Raw genomic sequence first — 16,675 nt, 5'->3', positions numbered from 1 at the left:
TGCTGTTCCCATGAACCTTGGACAGATCACGGCCGGCGACGTCTACCTCAACGAGACGAACCTCGTCGGCCATATTTCCGAAATCGACCTCGGCGAGCTGGAGCACCAGGAAGTCGAGCACAGCGCCCTCGGCATGGTCAGCATCATGAAGCTGCCCGGGCGGCCTTTGCAGTCCGTCGCCGGCAAGTTCACCTTCTCCTATCTGGCGGCGAGCGTCAGCCGGACGATCCTCAACCCGACCATCGCCCACCGTTTCCAGCTTCACTCCTATGTGGACATGATGGGACCGGACGGTCTGGACCGGGAGGCGTCCCATACGGTCATCACCCATATCCGCTTCCAGACCATGAAATCCGGTGGCCGTACCGCAAAGCTCGGCGAGCCCCTCGGGGGCGAGATCGACGTGTCCATCACCTACTGGATGCAGAAGGTCTACGGCGACCAGACCCCCATCGTCGAATATGATGGCTTCAACAACATCTACAACATCGACGGTGAACCCGTCTGGCCGCGCTGATCGCGCGTCCGGGCAATTCGTAACGCGTATCGAGGAACCTATGAAGCGATACCATCTCTTCCCTCTCTTTACCGGGCTCGCCGCCGTCGCGCTGCTGGCCGTTTCTCTGCTGATGTCGCCGGCTTCGGCGCATGATCGTGCCTTTTCGGCGGGCTTCGAAATCGGCGCTGCCGACTTCGAAAAGTACGGCTCGCCCCATGTCATGCTCGCGACGGTGACCGTCCGCCAGGACGTCGACACCGCCTTCTGGCGAAGTTCGGGCAACGGCGCACCGGTGCTGCACCCGGACTATGCCGAGAGCCTGAAGACCGATGCCCTGAACTTCGTCGAAACGCGCCTGCGCTGCTGACGATCCTGAAGGGCATTTCTGCCGGCCGCGTTAGGCGCGGCCGGTTTCTCTTCATTTTTAACGACGATCCGAGGATTTGACATGGCCGAGAAGGCAGAGCGCGCAATCATCAGGAAGCTGAAGGCGAACAAGGAGGCGAAGAGCGGCAGCTACGAATTCCTCCTTGCCGAAAGCGGTGTCACCGCCACCATCCCGAAGTTCATCAACCATGGTCGCTGGATGGCCGCGCAGCGGGTCGCCAAGGGCGATAACGCGAAGGCGCAGGCCGCTTTCATGTGTGAGGTCGTGCTGTTCGACGGTGAACAGATCACCATCACCGACCTTTCCGAACTGGTGCCGGCCGCTGACACGATTGAGCTGCTCGGCGAAATCTTCGGCGATGACGATGCCGAGGGAAACGGGAAGGACGCGGCCTGACGCTTTCAGCGCCGGCCCAGCACGTCTTCATGATCGGGCTGGGCTGGACGGACGGCGATCTGAATGCCATGAATGAAGCCGAATTCGGTTTCTGGTATGACGAGGCCGTGAAGCTTGAAGAGGCGAAGGCGGATGCGATCCGCAAGGCCTCCGGCAAGAACTGACCGGACACATGTCCGGGTGCTTCTCTCCTATATAATGTGCGAACTCCATTCGGGACACCGGATGGAGTTTTTGCCATGCGCTTCGCGATGGTTTTCGAGGGCATCGACCGCGCGACAAGGGTTATGTCCAAGATCGCGGCGGCGGAGAAGAAGACCGCCAAGGCAATGCAGGCAGGGGCCAAGACTGGCGCTGCCGCTTCCAATGGTGCCGCGAAGGCAACGGAAAAACACGCATCCGCTCTTTCCCGCATCGGCGGTGTTGCCCGCTCCGCCTATAATGCCGTCGTTGCAGGAGCCAACGCTGCTGCGCGCGCTACCGTAGCGCTTCACAAAAAGACCGTAGCATTGGGAAAGGCAGGCTTCGGTCAGGTCCAATCCGGAGCAAAGAAGGTCTTTCGAGGGCTGACTGTTGCGGCAGGGGCGGTGACCGCTTGGTATGGCACGGCTGCATTAGCCGCTGGCGGGCTTCTTGAAACAGCCACAGCCTTCGAAAGCTACAATATCCAGCTGGAAACCCTCGAAGGTTCTGCCGCCAAGGGGCGGGAGGCGATGGCATGGATAACAAAATTCGCCGTCGATACGCCGCTGGAACTGGATCAGGTCGTTGAAAGCTACCGAAACCTAAAGACGTTCGGCCTCGATCCTACCAATGGCACCTTACAGGCATTGACTGACACGATGGCGGCTTCGGGCAAAGGGGTCGAGCAGCTTGACGGTTTGACGCTGGCGCTCGGTCAGGCCTGGACGAAGCAGAAGCTGCAGGGGGAGGAAGCGCTCCAACTTCTGGAGCGCGGCGTGCCTGTCTGGGAAATCCTTTCGGAAAAATACGGGAAGACAGCCGCGCAGCTTCAGGACATGGCCTCGAAGGGCAAGCTCGGTAGGAAGGCCATTCAGGCAATCATTGACGAAATGGGGCGTCGAAATGCCGGCGCATCCGGCAAGATGGCACGCACATGGGACGGCTTGATTAGCAAGCTCTCTGACACGTGGCTCCAGTTTAAGCTGTCGATCATGAATGCCGGGCTCTTCGATTGGATGAAGGGCAAGCTGGAGTTGCTGAACAGCACCATTGATCGGATGGCCTCCGATGGCACGTTAGATCAGTGGGCGACAGATATCAGCAACAGGATCATTCAGGTTCTGGAAAATGGCTGGACGTTTGCCATACGCGTTTACGAAATCTTCGAAAGGCTGGCGGTCTATCTGAAGATGGCGGCGGACTATGTCGGTGGCTGGGAAAACCTCGCCATGGTGCTGGCGAGCATTGCTTTCGGATCCACGCTGATTTCCACCGCCGCCGGCCTTGTCCAGATCGCCATGGGCCTTTCCATGCTCGGCGCCGCCTTGATGGCGAACCCGATCATGCTCGCCGTCGCCGCGATCGTGGCGGGTGCCGCCGCGATCTATCTGAACTGGGAGCCGATCAAGGCTTTCTTCGTCGATCTGTGGGGCACGATCACGGCCGGCGCGCAGAAGGTCGTTGACGCCATAGCTCGCTTCACCGGTATCGATCCGATGGCGGCAATGTCGGCATTTGTCGAGTTGCACGCGACGGCGGGGAAGATGGCGCTGGATGCCCTTTCCAGTATCAGTACGCAACTCAGCGCGGCATGGGATAATCTGCCTTCGCTCGAATGGGGTGACGTGCTGACAGCGCTGAGCTGGGCGTCTTACATTTTCCCCATCCGGTGGCTCGAATTCATTCCCCGTTTCGAGTGGGGCGACCTTCTTCCTGATTTCTCGTGGCCTTCGCTGCCTGAATTCGAATGGCCGAAGCTGCCGGCGCTGACCTTGCCCGAATTGCCCGATATCGTCGGATACCTTTCCGACTTCAGCGAAAGGGCAATCAACGCCATCGGCGTTGTGTCAGAACGGCTTGGCACGGCCTGGGCGAAGGTGAAATCGGCATTTTCCTTTGGGGAGAACGCGCTTTCGATCGACACAGCCGATCCGGCGACTATCCAGGCGACGGCGCAGGCCGTGGCCGGGCTCCGCACCGACCTTCACGCCGTGGCGGCGATCGATACCGGGCAGGCGATGGCGCGTGTTTCGGCGCTGGATGCCGCCGCCAGCAAGATTTCCGTCTCTGTCACGGCGGCGATCCGGCAGGCGGAGGCGACACTCGCCGCCGTGAATTTCTATCCGCAGGGCGTGGCGATGATGGATACGCTGGCGGCAGGTATCCGTGCACGTGCCGCCGTCGTCGTCGAGGAAATCCGCAAGGTCACACAGATGGTCCGCGATCATCTGCCGTCCTCTCCGGCCAAGGTCGGGCCGTTGTCCGACATTCACCGGCTCAAATTCGGCGAGACCATCGCGTCAAGCATCAGGTCGGAGCCCATGGTGAAAGCGATGCGCGCGGCCGCGCTGGCGACGATGGGAGCGGCAAGCATGGCAGCGCCATCGATGGCGGAAACGAGCTTGCCTGTTACCGGAGCCGATGCTGCACGGGCGGAGGTCGCTCGCGTCTCGGCGCAGTCGGGAGGCGGGGCGCAGGCAGGGCAGCAGTCCGCAGGCGCTTCGATCGTCTATTCGCCGACGATCCACCTTTCCGGTGATCTGGCTTCGGCCCAGCAGAGTTTCGCCGAGCAGCTCCGCCAGCACTCGCGGGAAATCGCCCGGCTGCTGGAGGAGGAAAAGCGTCGTGAGGGGAGAACGTCCACATGATCTACCTTCTCGGCGATATCCCGTTAGGGGTTGCCCCGGTCACCGGGCCGATCAGTCACGACTTCAGTTTCACCAACACCTTCGTCCAGCATGCCGTCACGCGTGGCAAACCCGTCGTCCAGGACGTCGGTTCCGAGCTGGACGTGCGGAACTTCGAATTCTTCCTGTCGGAGGAATTCTGCGACGTAGAACAGGAATTCGCCAAGCTTCAGATGGCGTTTCTCACCAAGACGCCGAATTCCCTGTCGCTCGGCTCCGGTGGCTATGACGGCAAGCGCTGGCTTGTCGAGGCGCTCAGCGGGCGCATTGCCAAGACCAGCAGCCGGGGTGTCCCGGTGCGGATCGAGGCGACGATCAGCTTGCTTGAGGACCCGGTTGCCGGTGGCCTCTATGCGCTGATCAATTCCATCGCGAAGTCGCGTGCGGCGGCGACCTCGGCGACAGCCGGCGACAATCCGGAGGTCCGCAGATGACGGACAGGTTCACCGGCGAGTATTTCGAGCACAAGACGATTGCCGGTGATCGGTGGGACCTGCTCGCCTATCGCTACTATGGCGATCCGGACAAGCAGACGGTGCTGCTCGAAGCCAATCGCCGCCTCTGGCTTGATGACCTGTCGATCCCGCCGCTGATCCTGCCGCGCGGCTTGGTCCTGAAGGTGCCCGTCATCGTCGAGGAAGCCACCAACCTGGATGCGCTGCCGCCATGGAAGCGCGCGAACCCCTCTTATGGAGCATGACATGGATGACGATTCTGCGAAGTTGCTCACCCTGGTTGCTGTCCTGTCCGGCGTTGTTGTCAGCGCGTTCGTGTCGGCATTGGTGCTCCTGCTGATCTCTCTTTTTCACGAGATCGGCCTTGCCTCTGGCCTCGTCGTTCAGTTGTTCTGCGCGATCGTGGGCGGTGCTCGCATGTTCTGGAAAATGTCCTGATGGCATTGAAGCCTTCTTTCGCGCTCATCTACCAGGGCACGGACATCTCTTCTGAGTTGGACCCTCTGACCACGTCGATCACCTATACCGACAACCATCACGGCAAGGTCGATGAGATCGACGTAACCGTCCAGGACAAGGATGGCCGCTGGAAGGGTAGCTGGAAACCCGAAGCCGGCGACACGATGGAGTTGACCATCCATGATGGTGCCGGCGGTATCCTGCCTTGCGGCATCTTCGAGATGGATGAACCGGATGCCTCCGGCAGTCGCAGCGGCGACACCATGACCATTCGGGGCCTCGCTGCGCCGATCACCAAACCCCTTCGCACAGAAAAGACCCGCGCATTCGAAAAGCAGACGCTTCGTCAGATCGTCCAGAAGGTGGCGGGCGAGACGGGCTTATCCATTGAGGGTGATATCGAGGACCTGCGTTTCGAACGGGTGACCCAGCGGCGTGAACGGGATCTCGAATTCCTAACGCGGCTCGCGCAAGACACCGGGCACTATTTCTCGGCGCGGGGCAATCGCGCGGTTTTCACCTCCTTCCGCTCGATCGACGGGCAGGCAGCGGCACTGGCGATCAGCCACAATCAGCTTGGCAAGACGCTGCTCGATTACCGCATCCGTGATCAAGCGGCCGATACCTATAGCAAGGCGAAGGTGACCGCGCTCGATGAGGAGGAAAAGGAAAAGATCGAGGCCGAGGAAGAGGACAGCGAGGTCAAGACGGGCGACACGTTGCGCATTGCCGGCGAGCGGGTGGAGAACATGGCGCAGGCCAAGGCGCTTGCGAAATCCCGCCTGCACTTCAAGAACCGAAAGAAGCGCTCCGGCTCCATATCTGTCGTCGGCAATGTACGGCTTCTGGCGGGCGTTATCGTCGATCTCGTTGATTTCGGGAAATATAGCGGGCCGCTCCTGGTCGACCGCTCCAGCCACGCAATGACGCGCGGCGGCTACACATCCAGCGCGGAGTTGCTCAGTGCGAAACGGTGACGAATATCGGCAAAACCAGCAAATCCGGCGCGGGATCGTCATTGACCGCGATCCGAAGAAGATGAAGGTCAAGGTCCGGTTCGAGGATGAAGACGACGTGGTCACGCAATGGATCGACGTCACGTCCAAATCATCGACCGGCTTCCGATCCTTCATGATGCCCGGCAAGGATGATGAAGTCTGGGTCGGTATGGATGCGAAGGGAGAAGCGGGGTGCCTGCTGGGATCGCGCTATAATCGGAAGGACCCGACGCCGTATGACGGCAACGACGATGTTGGCGGCGTCTTTCCGGGCGGTTCGATGCATCTCGATCAGGCCTCCGGGAACCTAACCTTGAACTTCAATGGGACGGTGCGCATCACGGCGGCGCAAATCATCCTGGATGGCGAGGTCGATCTCGGCGGCGAAGGCGGCCAGCTCCTCCACCGCAAGGGCGATATGGACAGCGACGGCGATGCCGCCGTTGGCTCCGCCAGCCGGGTGCGCGCCGTCTGACTTGTCACCTCGGCGGTTTGCCGCTACCGTAGTTCATGCAGCGAACTGACCGGACATATGTCCGGTCGTTTTTGTTTCTGCCGCGCGCCATTGTCGCCGGCATGATCGACAAGGACACCATCACCCACCGCCATTGGTCTCTCAGGGTCGGCCGCGCCGATCCCGAGACGCGCGTTGCGCCGAAGACCTATGGCGAGATCGAGGTTTCCCTCAACGATCTGTCGCAGTCGATCACCAATCTCGTGCTGACGCCCAAGGGCAGCGTCCCGACAGAGCCGGAAAAGGGCGTCGATATCCTCGGCGCGATCGACAAGCATCCGGACATCGGTATTCCCTACCTCGCGCGGGAAATCTGGGATGCAATCACCATTTGGGAACCGCGCGTCATCGTCGAGAAAGTGACGATCAGCGAAATCTCCTTCGCTCATTTCAAGGCGGAAATCCTCTGGCGCCCGGCCGAGGGCGTGGTTTCCGAATTGCAGGTTACGGAGGTCACCTTCAATGGCTGATCCCGTCATGCGCACGATCGCCGAGCTTCGCGCGGCCGGTGCGCCGAAGTTCTTCGAACGCGATCCGGAGGCCTGGAAGGCGAAGCTGAAAGCCACCTTCGAAGCTGAATCGGGCCGCACCCTCTATCCGGCGCAAACAGAGATGTTTCTGATCGAGACGGCGGCGTATGCGCTCTCGATCCTCGGCGAGGCCTGCCAGACCGGGGTTGAACAGAACACCGTCGTCTTCGCCGAGGGCGTCCACCTGGAGAACCGCGCCGCCAACGTTTCCACCTTCCGCCTTCTGGCGCAGCAGGCGACCACGACGCTGGAATTCCGCCTGTCCGAACCGCGCCTTCTCGATACCGCGATCCCGAAAGGCACGCGTGTCGCGGCCGGCACGGCGATCACCTTCGCGACGGACGCCGATCTGATCATCCCGGCCGGCATGGAAGCGGCGGCGATACCGGCCACGGCCGAGGCGGCGGGCGGGCGCTGGAACGGCCTCGGCCTCGGCAAGGTGACGGAAATCCTCGATCCGATCGCCTATGTCGTCAGCGCCGGCAACATCACCGATATCAGCGGCGGCGCTGACATCGAGGAGCAGGAGCGGTTTCGCGGCCGCGCCGCCAATGCGCTCTACAAAATCTCCAAGGCCGGCCCCGGCAGTGGCTACCGCGAGTATGTCAAGGAGGTTCATCCCGACATCGTCGATGTGGCCGTGATCAAGCCGGAGCCGGGCTATATCGAGATCTACCCGCTGATGAAGGGCGGGGTTCTTCCGTCGGCCGAGCTGAAGGCGGAAATCCTCGAATATCTCGATCCGGACACCCGCCGCCCGATGGGCGATTATGTGTCGATCCACGATCCGGAGGCGGTCGTTTTCAATCCGACGCTGAATATCGTCGTTTCCGAGGCGTCGTTCGGCCTGGACGATCGCGCCAAGGCAAAGACGGCCGAGGTATTCGAGACATGGCGCGACCAGCTCGGGCCGCAGATCGCGCGGGCAGACATCACGGTCGCCGTTAAGAAGCTGCCGACCGTCATTGAGGTCGAGCCCAGCGGCTACGCCTACACCAACCTCCTGCCTCACCAGTTCGCCCGCCTCGGCACGGTCACCGTCAACATCGTGGTGGACGCGGATGACTGAGCCGTTGATTTCGCCCCTCCTGATCGCGCCCGGCGTCAACGATGAGCGCAACCGCGCTTTCATCGCCGCTTTCTCCACCAGCCTGTCCGAATTCAGGCCGGCCCGTCTTGTTTTGCACGATGCCTGGACAGCTCCTTCCGACATGCTGCCGATCATGGTCATTGAGGCGAGCTTGACGGATTTCGTGTCGCCCGATCTTCGCGAAGACCTTGTTCGCGCGCTGATCGACGCCGCGCCCGATATCCATGCCCTCACAGGTCTGGTCGCCGGCACGATCCGTGCGCTCTCCGCCATGGGCATTGAAGTCGAATGGCAGCAATGGTGGCAGCAGGAGCCGCGCGGGCACCACAACACCCATATCGTCACCGCGTGGATGGAAGACGGCGTCCTTGCGGCCGAGCATCCCTTGCTCTCGACGGCGTCGCGCCGCGCGATCGGCAAGGTGGTTGAGGCGACGAAGCGGAAAAGTCAGGGCATCGACTTTCGCATTGGTTTTCGTGCCGGCTTTGAGGAGCCGTTCGAACCTGACGACGAGGTGGCGATTGCCGCCGTTGTCGAACCCGTCGATCGCTGGCCGAATGGCCTGCGCCATGACGGCACCACCAGCCGCAACCACGCGGCCTATGTCCGGCACGACGGCGATCACGATCACGACGGCGTTGCCGAGTATCGCGGGCGGCGTCGGCGTGTCGCGGCCGAGGCGGTTGGCCGGCTCATGCGTCTGCCCCATTGCGGCATGATCCGCCGCGACGGCTCTTACACCCATAGCGGCTGGCAGCCCGATCGCTGGGAAGGCGATGGCGCGCTGCACGACAACGAGGAAATCCAGTTCTCGGCCGAGCTCGCGCACGAGGCGGAAGACACGGCCGGCATCGTCCTTTTCCACGACGGGACCGCCCGCCGCGATGGCGCTTACACCCATGGCGGCCGTCAGCCCTCCGTCGCCGATATCGACATGCAGATCATCGTCTGGCGGCACATTCGCCATGACGGGACCTATCTCCATGCCGGTGACCTTCGCGACGGTTCGCTGCTTCACGACGGCGCGGCTACCCACTTCACCGGCATTTTCCACGCGGGCGCGCTCCCGCTGATCCTTTCCGCATGAGGAGCATGATGCAGATTTCCGACACCATCACCCTGCGCGGTGCCCTTGAAATGAACGTTAGACGCGGCGGCGTCCTGGTTGAGCATTGGGCCGACAACAACATGATCATGACGGCCGCGCGCAATGCGCTGGCCCGCCTCGTTGCCGGCGATGGTGCCGACAAGGTCGTGACGAAGATCGGCGTCGGCACGGGTGCCAATCCGCCGACGCCCGCCGATCTCGCCCTGACGGACGCCTTCGTCAAGCCGCTCCTCAGCCATGACTATCCGGAGACCGGTCGCGTCCGCTTCAAATGGAGCATCGGCGTCGGCGAGGCCAACGGCATGGCCATCCGCGAATTCGGCCTCCTCACCGTGGACGACACCCTGTTCGCCCGCAAGGCGCGCGCGGCGATCGAGAAGGCTGCTGACATCTCCATCGACGGCATCTGGACCATCATTTTTTAAGGAGCATCCGCGTGGCAAATCTTCCCGAAAGTCCCGTCTTCGAAGAGGGCATCTATCAGATCGAGGTCAATGACCCCGTCGTCGGTGGCCCGGACGGCATTGACAACATCCAGGCCAAGCAGCTCGCCAACCGTACGAAGTTCCTGAAGCTCTTCGCTGACGAGGTGACGACGGCGCGCGGCAGCGCACCGTCGCTTGCCGCGAAGCTCGCCAGCCTCGGCTTCGGCGGCGATCCGAACGACCCGTCCAGCGAAGGAGCACTCACCCGCGCCGTCAAGCTCGACTGGCTCTATTCGTCCTATCGGATCGCGATCGAGCTTTTCCTCGAAGGCTGGACGCTGCTCGACACCAATCAGGTGGGCGTCGTGGCGACGGTTGCCGGTGACGAAAGCGTGGACGCCGAAAACACCGAGACCCTTCGCGAGGGCGAAGAATACGTCATCTTCGACAGCGCGCACGCCGAGACCTTCGTCATCGACGATATCTTAACGGCCAACCGCTTCCGGGCGAAGGACGTGCTGGCGCACACCTACGGCGCCAGCGCCGTCATCGCCCGAACCAACTGGCAGATCGAGCACGGCAAGGCCATTGCCGGCGACAACGGCGTCTACTTCTCGCAGCCGATCAATCTCGGCGTCGGGTCCGGGCCGCGTGCGGTGATCCTGCGGCGCGAGGCCAATGACGCGGAAATCCGGGTCTATTTCCGTGACGACGCCCATCCGGACTGGACGGAAGCTCTGTGGACCTTCCGCCGCGATATCGGGCCGGACATCGTCGACATCGAATATCATGTGCCGGCGACGGGCGATCACAACCTGAAGATCACCAGCCATCATGGCGAAAGCGAAACCGACGTGACGATCTGGAACCTCGTCGGCATTTCCGAACCGACCATGCTCGGCGGCGTGCACAACGGCCCGGCCCAGCCCGTTAATGCCCTGCCGGCTGCCGGCGCTGTCGGCCTGTCGGAGCGTCCGACGCTCTCGATCGCCAGCTACAGTTCCCCCGCCAACAGCCCGCAGGCAGCGGTTCGCTTCCAGCTCATCACCGCAGCCGGCAACTTCAATGCGCCGCTTGCCGAAAGCGATCTCCTGCCGCCCGGTCTCGCCTGGAGCGTTCCGGCCGGTATTCTGGACGAGGGTGCCGCCTACCTTTGGCGCGCCCAGGTGCAGGATGCCGAAGGCGCGTGGTCGCCCTGGTCGGTCGCTACGGGGTTCACGACGGCGGCCGACTTCATCTATGTCCAGACGCCGGCCAACACCAGTCCGGCGAATGCGGCGACCGAGATCGCGGCACAGCCGACGCTCTACACCTCGGATTTCGCCGTCAACGGCGGAGCCGACACGCACGCGGCAACGCAATGGCAGATCAGGCGCGCAACCGGCACCTACGCCGCGCCGGTCTGGGACAGTGGCGAGGATGCCGTCAACAAGCTTCAGGTTCAGGTGCCGGCAGGTCTCCTGCTGGAGGGGCAGACCGTCTATTACTGGCGGGCGCGTCACAAGGGCACCGAGAAGGGCTTTTCCGAATGGTCGGTTGAAACGCGGTTCTCGACGAAGGAACTGTTCGCCCTCGTCGTTGGCCTCGCTCTCGTCAACTCCGGCGGTGGCGCTGGTGTCTGGGCGCGGGTTGATGACGACGGCAACAACCGTGCGGCCGATGCCAGCTACTTCAACAATCACCCGGTCTATGCGGGCATTACCGATGTCACCATCGACGGGCAGGCGATGGTGAAGATCCCGGCCTTCTACTACAAGGTGGCTGACGCGCCGATCAATTCCGACCGCGCCGGTCGGCGCTGCTGGTGGATTTCCGATCAGCCCTTGCCGGGATATGTGCTTCACCCGGCGTTTTACGACGCCAATGAGCCTATTCCGCATTTCTACGTCGGAAAGTATGCGGCCACGACCGATGGCAGCAAGCTTGGGTCAGCCGCCGGCACTCCTCGCGGGTCTACCCACTTCACACCCTTGAAGGCAATGGCCACGGCGCGCAACGTCGGCGGCGTCGAGGGCTTCATGCTCTGGAGTGTCTACCAGCTTGCGGCCATCCAGATGCTGGCGTTGATCGAAATGGGCGGCTCGGACAGCCAGGCGCTCATCGGGCAGGGGAACACCACATCGGTCGCGGCAAACACGAACGCCGCGAGCGTGGCGACCGCGACGTGGCGCGGCATCGTCGGCCTCTGGACGAACACCCGGCAAATTGTCGACGGCCTGCGGCAGGCGGCCGATGGGACCCTCGAAATCTGGGACCGCACCGGGTTCGGAAGCTTCGTCCAGGTGGGGATCACGCCGCCCTCCACCGGCTGGATTGTCAGCCTGAATGACGCAGTCGCACCGGGGCTCTGGGACATGCGTGACATCTTTCTCCCCAAGACGATCGACGCAAATCAGGCGAACGGCACTTTCGGCGATTATCACTCGCGGTCCGGAGGCGTCATGATCGCTGCATTCGGGGGCGTCTTCGACGGGTCCGCAGCCGCTCGTATGGGCTTGTTCTGCCTCGATCTCACCTGGAACGGCACCTCTTCCTACAGCGATCTGGGTAGCCGCCTCGCCAAGGTCTAGGCGGTCTTTGCAATCAAGCCCTGCCGGCCACACGGCAGGGCGACCACTTCAAACCTCTGACGGAGATCGATCATGGCTCAATTCGGACTTGAAACCACATGGGACGCCATCCCGGTGCTTGGGCTGGACGCCTTCGCGCATGAATTCGAGGAGAGCGGTGCCTATCGCTCGATCAAGGTCTATTCGGTTCCGGAGACCGTTAGACCCGAACGGTACTTCATCGTTGAGACGATCAGCGGTGAAGTCGAGGAAGTCCCGCCGAGCCTCGTGCGCGACACGCTCCTGCTGGCGCATTTCAGCCTCCCGCCCGAGGGCGATGCCGTCCTCTTCTATGCCCATCCCGAGGTGCTGGCGGCCTGACCGCCGCCCCGTTCCGCCCGCTTGAAACCATAGGAGCCGCCCTTGAAAGGCGAATTCAAACTCGACAAATCGTTTATCGGCCACATTATCGAAGGCCAGCTCATCGCCCTGATCGTTGTCCTCATCCTCGTCAACTGGCTTCGCCTGGACGCGTGGACGGCCTACTTCTGGGGCGGCGCGTTCGGCATCGCCTTCTACTGGGGCCGCGAGAAGAGGGACTGCGAGACGGGCCTCAAGCTGCCGGCCGGCTCGCCCCGAGCGTGGTATCTCATGTGGACCCGGTGGAGCAACGTCACCGACATGGCCGGCAACATGATTGTCTACGCGCTCGTTTGGGCCGTGTATCTCACGCGAGGGTGACGGCCATGATGATCCGTGCTCTTGTCATCGGCATCGTGGTGTTTCTGGTCGCCGGATGCCAGACTGCTACCGACCGGCAGTTCCGCGATCTTCAGACCATCCTTGAATACGAGGCCCGGCGATGAGGCGGGTGGAAGTCTACAAGTCCGATAACGGCAATCTGGAGGAAGCGCTGGATCGGGCTAAGGCGCACGATCTGCATGCGGCGCTGGCGAAATCCCCGGCCAATCCTAACGCAAAGGTGCTGGATTGGTTTGACTGCCTCCGGATCATGGAGAATGCCGATATCGTTATGCTGCACCTGAGCGAGTTCACCACCTTGCGCGATGCTGCAAAGTCCAAGGGAAGGCTGTAAGCCAGCGATTGCGCCTCCATCCCTTGCGTGTAATTATCCGCCCATTGCAAGTAAGAGGGGGAATTATGAAGACGCTGGTTTTGGTGATGGCCACGCTGTTCGCTTTCATTACAAACGCTGAAGCCCATGGTGGCGGGTGCCGGAAAAGCTCCCCGCCGGGGGAGTGCTGCCACATGGATAAGAAAGCCGGTGAAGTTCATTGCCATTGAGATTTTTGGCCTGCACCTTCTTCGGAATGTCAATGATCATGGCGGTCCCAGCTTCTGTGGAGGAACCCATCATAGGCCGAGCCTCCGTTATCGACGGTGACACGATCGAGATCGCTGGGGAACGTATCCGTTTGAACGGTATCGACGCGCCGGAAAGCTGGCAGAGATGCCAAGACGAAAATGCCGCCGAATACCGTTGTGGCAAGGAAGCAGCCTTTGCCTTGGATCAATGGCTCGCGGAATCCCGGCCGACACGATGTGTCTTTGTAGAGCGGGATCGCTATCGTCGTTTTGTCGGAACGTGCTTTCGGTCGGACGGGTACGAGGTCAACCGCTGGCTCGTGGAAACCGGTAATTCCCTGGACTGGCCCCGCTACAGCGATGGCCTTTATGCTGACGCTCAGGCTCGCGCCAAAGCCAATCGCCTTGGAATTTGGCGCGGCACCTTTACCGAGCCCTGCATCGCCCGTGGTGAGAGGGCGAAGCGCAAGCCGAGCTGCTGATGTAAACCGCCCGGCATCGACCGGGCGGTTGCTCTTTGAAATCGTGACCCTTCGTCAAATCTCGGTATCGTACGCGTACTGGCTCAGGCGATCAGCGACGATGCGCCCTGCGTTTTTCCTCGGGTGGACATAGACGCCAAGGAACACGGCGGAGCTTCTCCACCGTCCCGCATGCATCACTGTCTTGATATCGAGGCCGAGATCGAGCGCATTGGTGGCGAAGGAATGACGCCCGCAGGCATGGCTGGACTTGTAGCTGATGCCTGCACGCTGGCAAACCGCTCGGATGCGCGTGTTGACGCTCTGGCGGCAGGCATAACGGAAGACGCGTTCTTCCGCCTTTTTGCCGGGCTGAAGTTGCGAGAGCCGGTTTATCATCTCATCGGTCAGGGTTCTCGGCGAATTCCGCTCGGTTTTTGTCTTCAGCAGGAGCGCAGTCCGTTGCGCGAAATCGACTTCGCTCCAGCGAAGGTTGATCGCCTCCGACACCCTCGCGCCTGTCGTCGCCATGAAGAGGACGAGGCAAGCAAGGTTGTCCAGGCCGTCGTGGTGGCATTGCCTCGCGAAGGCGTGCAGCCATGCTTGGGATGCCGGCTTCTTGCGCCGTGGAGCCTCCTCCTTGAACCGGCGGAGGCGAAGTAGACCGCACCATCCTCGTTCATAGGCGTGGATCATCACCGCACGGGCGGGCGCAATGGCCTGCCGGTTGCGTGTTGCGCCAGAGTGGTCGGGATAGAGCGATAAGGCCATCTGACGAATGTCGAAGGGGAAGATGGTCGCGAGGGTACGATCACCGAAATAGGCGACGACGCGCTTCAGGTAGCGGCCTTCGCCGCCATGGTGGACGTAGCTCTGCGCCGCCTCGGCGAAGGTTCTGCCGGCGGGCAGGATATGGTGGTTGCTCTGCGCGATAGTTTGAGCATTGCCGGCGCTGAGCGCGGGCAATAGAATGCCATCAGCCATCTTGGCCTCCCTATAGGTTCGGCTGGTTAGAGCGTGTCATCCGGGGTCCATCCGGGCGGCACGCTCGACGAGCCTAACCGGGATGTCGGATAGCTCAACCGAAGGCTGGCATTAACGTTAAGCCAGCAGGGCCGATCCGGCCGCTTTCACCTATTCAGGAAAATTTTCTGTCCAGAAGCTAAAGCCGCTGTGTCCAGAAGGCAGCGCCGCGCCACAAGCCGTAAAAGGTCGAGAGCCGATCAATCCTGCATCAGTGGCGGATCAATAGGCGGAACCAATTCAGGATTGCAGCGCACCAATTCAGGGTGGATGAGAACCCCACAAAACCTGACATGGAGCCCATTTTTCCGCCTGCTTAAAGGTCATGGTAAAATCCCTGAAAGGCGGATGGAGCATGCCGGCGGCAATCGCGTCAGGCTTACCCGCCGATGACCAACTTAGACTCCAGACTTTGGTAACAAAGCCGTGAACAGTTCAACGGCGTCCAGAGAGATTTATGGCCTTCCTGTGCGAATTGGGGGAGGGAATGGGGGAAGATCGATTGCCGAGATTAAAAATGCGTAGTTAATTCAATATGATGGCAATCAGATATGGCGCACCCGACAGGATTCGAACCTGTGACCTTTGGAATCGGAATCCAACACTCTATCCAGCTGAGCTACGGGTGCTCCCAAGGCGATGACTCGCCTGTCCGATGAGAGGGTTCTTAACCCAGGTGGGGGCGGGCTTCAATCGGGAAAATGCAGAAAGGGCAATCTGTTCTGAGGGGACGCGCGCTTTGGAGCCACCCTTGCGGAAAAGCCGCCGGGGGTATCCGGCGGCTTTTGGTGATTTGGGTCAGGCGGTCTGCATGGCGCCGGGGCCGGGGATGGCTTTTTCGGGGACCTTGCCGAGGATGATCATGCCCAGAACCTCGTCCTTGGTGACATCCTCGGTGCGGGCGTGGCCGACGACCTGGCCGTTCTTCATGACGGAAACGCGGTCGGCGAGATCGAAGACGTCGTGGATGTCGTGGCTGATCAGGAAGATGCCGATGCCTTCCTTCTTGAGCTGCTTGATCAGTTCGCCGACCTGCGCCGTCTCCTGCGGTCCAAGCGCGGCGGTCGGTTCGTCCATGATCAGGATGCGGGCGTTGAAGAGGATGGCCCTCGCGATCGCCACGGACTGGCGCTGGCCGCCGGAGAGGGCCTTGACCGGCTCCTTGAAGCGCTGGAAATTGGGGTTGAGGCGGCCCATTACCTCGCGGGTCTTCGCTTCCATCGCGACGTCGTCGAGGGTGCCCCAGGGGGTCCTGAGTTCGCGGCCGAGATAGAGGTTGGCGGCGGCGTCGACATTGTCGGCGACGGCCAGCGTCTGGTAGATCGTCTCGATGCCGTATTTCTTGGCGTCGCGCGGGTTGTTGATGTCGGCGGGTTCGCCGTTGATCAGGATCTCGCCGCTGTCGCGCTTGTAGGCGCCGGAGAGGATCTTGATCAGCGTCGACTTGCCGGCGCCGTTGTGACCGAGCAGGGCGACGACCTCGCCGGGATAGAGATCGACCGAGGCATTGTCGACGGCGTGGATGCCGCCGAAGGAGATGGAGACGTTCTTCATCTCCACGAGGGGCGTACGGGTGTCCGTCAT

General features: G+C 61.7%; 21 protein-coding genes and 1 tRNA gene. 19 read left to right on the top strand and 3 right to left on the bottom strand.

The genetic code is table 11. The features are described 5' to 3' along the window. Positions 1 to 10: 10 nt before the first annotated feature. From shn_RS13680 to shn_RS13595, 19 genes are all read left to right on the top strand, one after another. Complete coding sequence (locus shn_RS13680) at positions 11 to 517, top strand: phage major tail tube protein (protein WP_064330901.1); 507 nt, start codon at positions 11 to 13, stop codon at positions 515 to 517. Between the two features lie 40 nt (positions 518 to 557). Continuing rightward, positions 558 to 866, top strand: coding sequence for a hypothetical protein (locus shn_RS13675; RefSeq protein ID WP_064330900.1), 309 nt, complete (start codon positions 558 to 560; stop codon positions 864 to 866). A gap of 81 nt (positions 867 to 947) precedes the next feature. After that, entirely contained in the window at positions 948 to 1,283 is a 336-nt protein-coding gene (locus shn_RS13670; RefSeq protein WP_064330899.1) for a hypothetical protein, read from the top strand. A gap of 29 nt (positions 1,284 to 1,312) precedes the next feature. Beyond that, positions 1,313 to 1,447 (top strand): hypothetical protein, encoded by a 135-nt coding sequence (locus shn_RS37435; RefSeq protein WP_256388466.1) that lies wholly within the window; start codon positions 1,313 to 1,315, stop codon positions 1,445 to 1,447. A 75-nt stretch (positions 1,448 to 1,522) separates the two neighbouring features. Further along, positions 1,523 to 4,114 carry a tape measure protein gene (locus shn_RS13665; RefSeq protein WP_064330898.1) on the top strand — a complete coding sequence of 864 codons (2,592 nt, stop codon included), beginning with the start codon at positions 1,523 to 1,525 and terminating at the stop codon, positions 4,112 to 4,114. Then, a complete protein-coding gene (locus tag shn_RS13660) occupies positions 4,111 to 4,587 on the top strand; it encodes a phage tail protein (RefSeq protein ID WP_064330897.1) in 477 nt (158 codons plus the stop codon). Before shn_RS13665 ends, shn_RS13660 begins: the two co-directional genes overlap by 4 nt. Further along, on the top strand, positions 4,584 to 4,853 hold the full coding sequence (locus shn_RS13655) for a tail protein X (RefSeq protein ID WP_064330896.1): 270 nt from the start codon (positions 4,584 to 4,586) through the stop codon (positions 4,851 to 4,853). The genes shn_RS13660 and shn_RS13655 overlap by 4 nt, the downstream gene beginning before the upstream one ends. A gap of 1 nt (position 4,854) precedes the next feature. Beyond that, positions 4,855 to 5,046, top strand: coding sequence for a hypothetical protein (locus tag shn_RS13650; protein ID WP_064330895.1), 192 nt, complete (start codon positions 4,855 to 4,857; stop codon positions 5,044 to 5,046). Further along, entirely contained in the window at positions 5,046 to 6,044 is a 999-nt protein-coding gene (locus shn_RS13645; RefSeq protein ID WP_064330894.1) for a phage late control D family protein, read from the top strand. Before shn_RS13650 ends, shn_RS13645 begins: the two co-directional genes overlap by 1 nt. Next, a complete protein-coding gene (locus tag shn_RS13640; protein WP_064330893.1) occupies positions 6,031 to 6,540 on the top strand; it encodes a phage baseplate assembly protein V in 510 nt (169 codons plus the stop codon). Before shn_RS13645 ends, shn_RS13640 begins: the two co-directional genes overlap by 14 nt. Before the next feature lie 101 nt (positions 6,541 to 6,641). Further along, positions 6,642 to 7,049 (top strand): GPW/gp25 family protein, encoded by a 408-nt coding sequence (locus tag shn_RS13635; protein ID WP_064332595.1) that lies wholly within the window; start codon positions 6,642 to 6,644, stop codon positions 7,047 to 7,049. Then, positions 7,042 to 8,178 (top strand): baseplate J/gp47 family protein, encoded by a 1,137-nt coding sequence (locus tag shn_RS13630; RefSeq protein WP_084437994.1) that lies wholly within the window; start codon positions 7,042 to 7,044, stop codon positions 8,176 to 8,178. Before shn_RS13635 ends, shn_RS13630 begins: the two co-directional genes overlap by 8 nt. Then, positions 8,171 to 9,286: a phage tail protein gene (locus shn_RS13625; RefSeq protein WP_084437992.1), complete on the top strand. Its 1,116-nt coding sequence runs from the start codon at positions 8,171 to 8,173 to the stop codon at positions 9,284 to 9,286. The genes shn_RS13630 and shn_RS13625 overlap by 8 nt, the downstream gene beginning before the upstream one ends. 5 nt (positions 9,287 to 9,291) lie before the next feature. Further along, complete coding sequence (locus shn_RS13620; protein ID WP_064330891.1) at positions 9,292 to 9,732, top strand: hypothetical protein; 441 nt, start codon at positions 9,292 to 9,294, stop codon at positions 9,730 to 9,732. A gap of 11 nt (positions 9,733 to 9,743) precedes the next feature. Next, entirely contained in the window at positions 9,744 to 12,302 is a 2,559-nt protein-coding gene (locus tag shn_RS36795; RefSeq protein ID WP_064330890.1) for a hypothetical protein, read from the top strand. Positions 12,303 to 12,374: 72 nt separating this feature from the next. Further along, entirely contained in the window at positions 12,375 to 12,662 is a 288-nt protein-coding gene (locus shn_RS13610) for a hypothetical protein (protein ID WP_064330889.1), read from the top strand. 42 nt (positions 12,663 to 12,704) lie between these two features. After that, entirely contained in the window at positions 12,705 to 13,022 is a 318-nt protein-coding gene (locus shn_RS13605) for a hypothetical protein (RefSeq protein ID WP_064330888.1), read from the top strand. A 130-nt stretch (positions 13,023 to 13,152) separates the two neighbouring features. Continuing rightward, entirely contained in the window at positions 13,153 to 13,377 is a 225-nt protein-coding gene (locus shn_RS13600; protein ID WP_145925923.1) for a hypothetical protein, read from the top strand. 241 nt (positions 13,378 to 13,618) lie between these two features. Beyond that, positions 13,619 to 14,089, top strand: a complete 471-nt coding sequence (locus shn_RS13595) for a thermonuclease family protein (protein WP_371328564.1) — start codon at positions 13,619 to 13,621, stop codon at positions 14,087 to 14,089. Positions 14,090 to 14,143: 54 nt separating this feature from the next. Here the strand turns inward: shn_RS13595 and shn_RS13590 are convergent, their stop codons facing one another. The 3 genes from shn_RS13590 to shn_RS13580 form a co-directional block, all read right to left on the bottom strand. Next, on the bottom strand, positions 14,144 to 15,052 hold the full coding sequence (locus shn_RS13590) for a tyrosine-type recombinase/integrase (protein ID WP_084437990.1): 909 nt from the start codon (positions 15,050 to 15,052) through the stop codon (positions 14,144 to 14,146). A 591-nt stretch (positions 15,053 to 15,643) separates the two neighbouring features. Then, positions 15,644 to 15,720: transfer RNA gene (locus tag shn_RS13585), tRNA-Arg, on the bottom strand. Between the two features lie 169 nt (positions 15,721 to 15,889). Next, positions 15,890 to 16,675, bottom strand: a complete 786-nt coding sequence (locus shn_RS13580; RefSeq protein ID WP_064330885.1) for an ATP-binding cassette domain-containing protein — start codon at positions 16,673 to 16,675, stop codon at positions 15,890 to 15,892.

The organism is Shinella sp. HZN7 (genome assembly GCF_001652565.1).
Taxonomy (GTDB): domain Bacteria; phylum Pseudomonadota; class Alphaproteobacteria; order Rhizobiales; family Rhizobiaceae; genus Shinella; species Shinella granuli.
The sequence above is the reverse complement of the archived record's forward strand: the minus strand, read 5'-3'. Positions and strand labels throughout refer to the sequence as shown.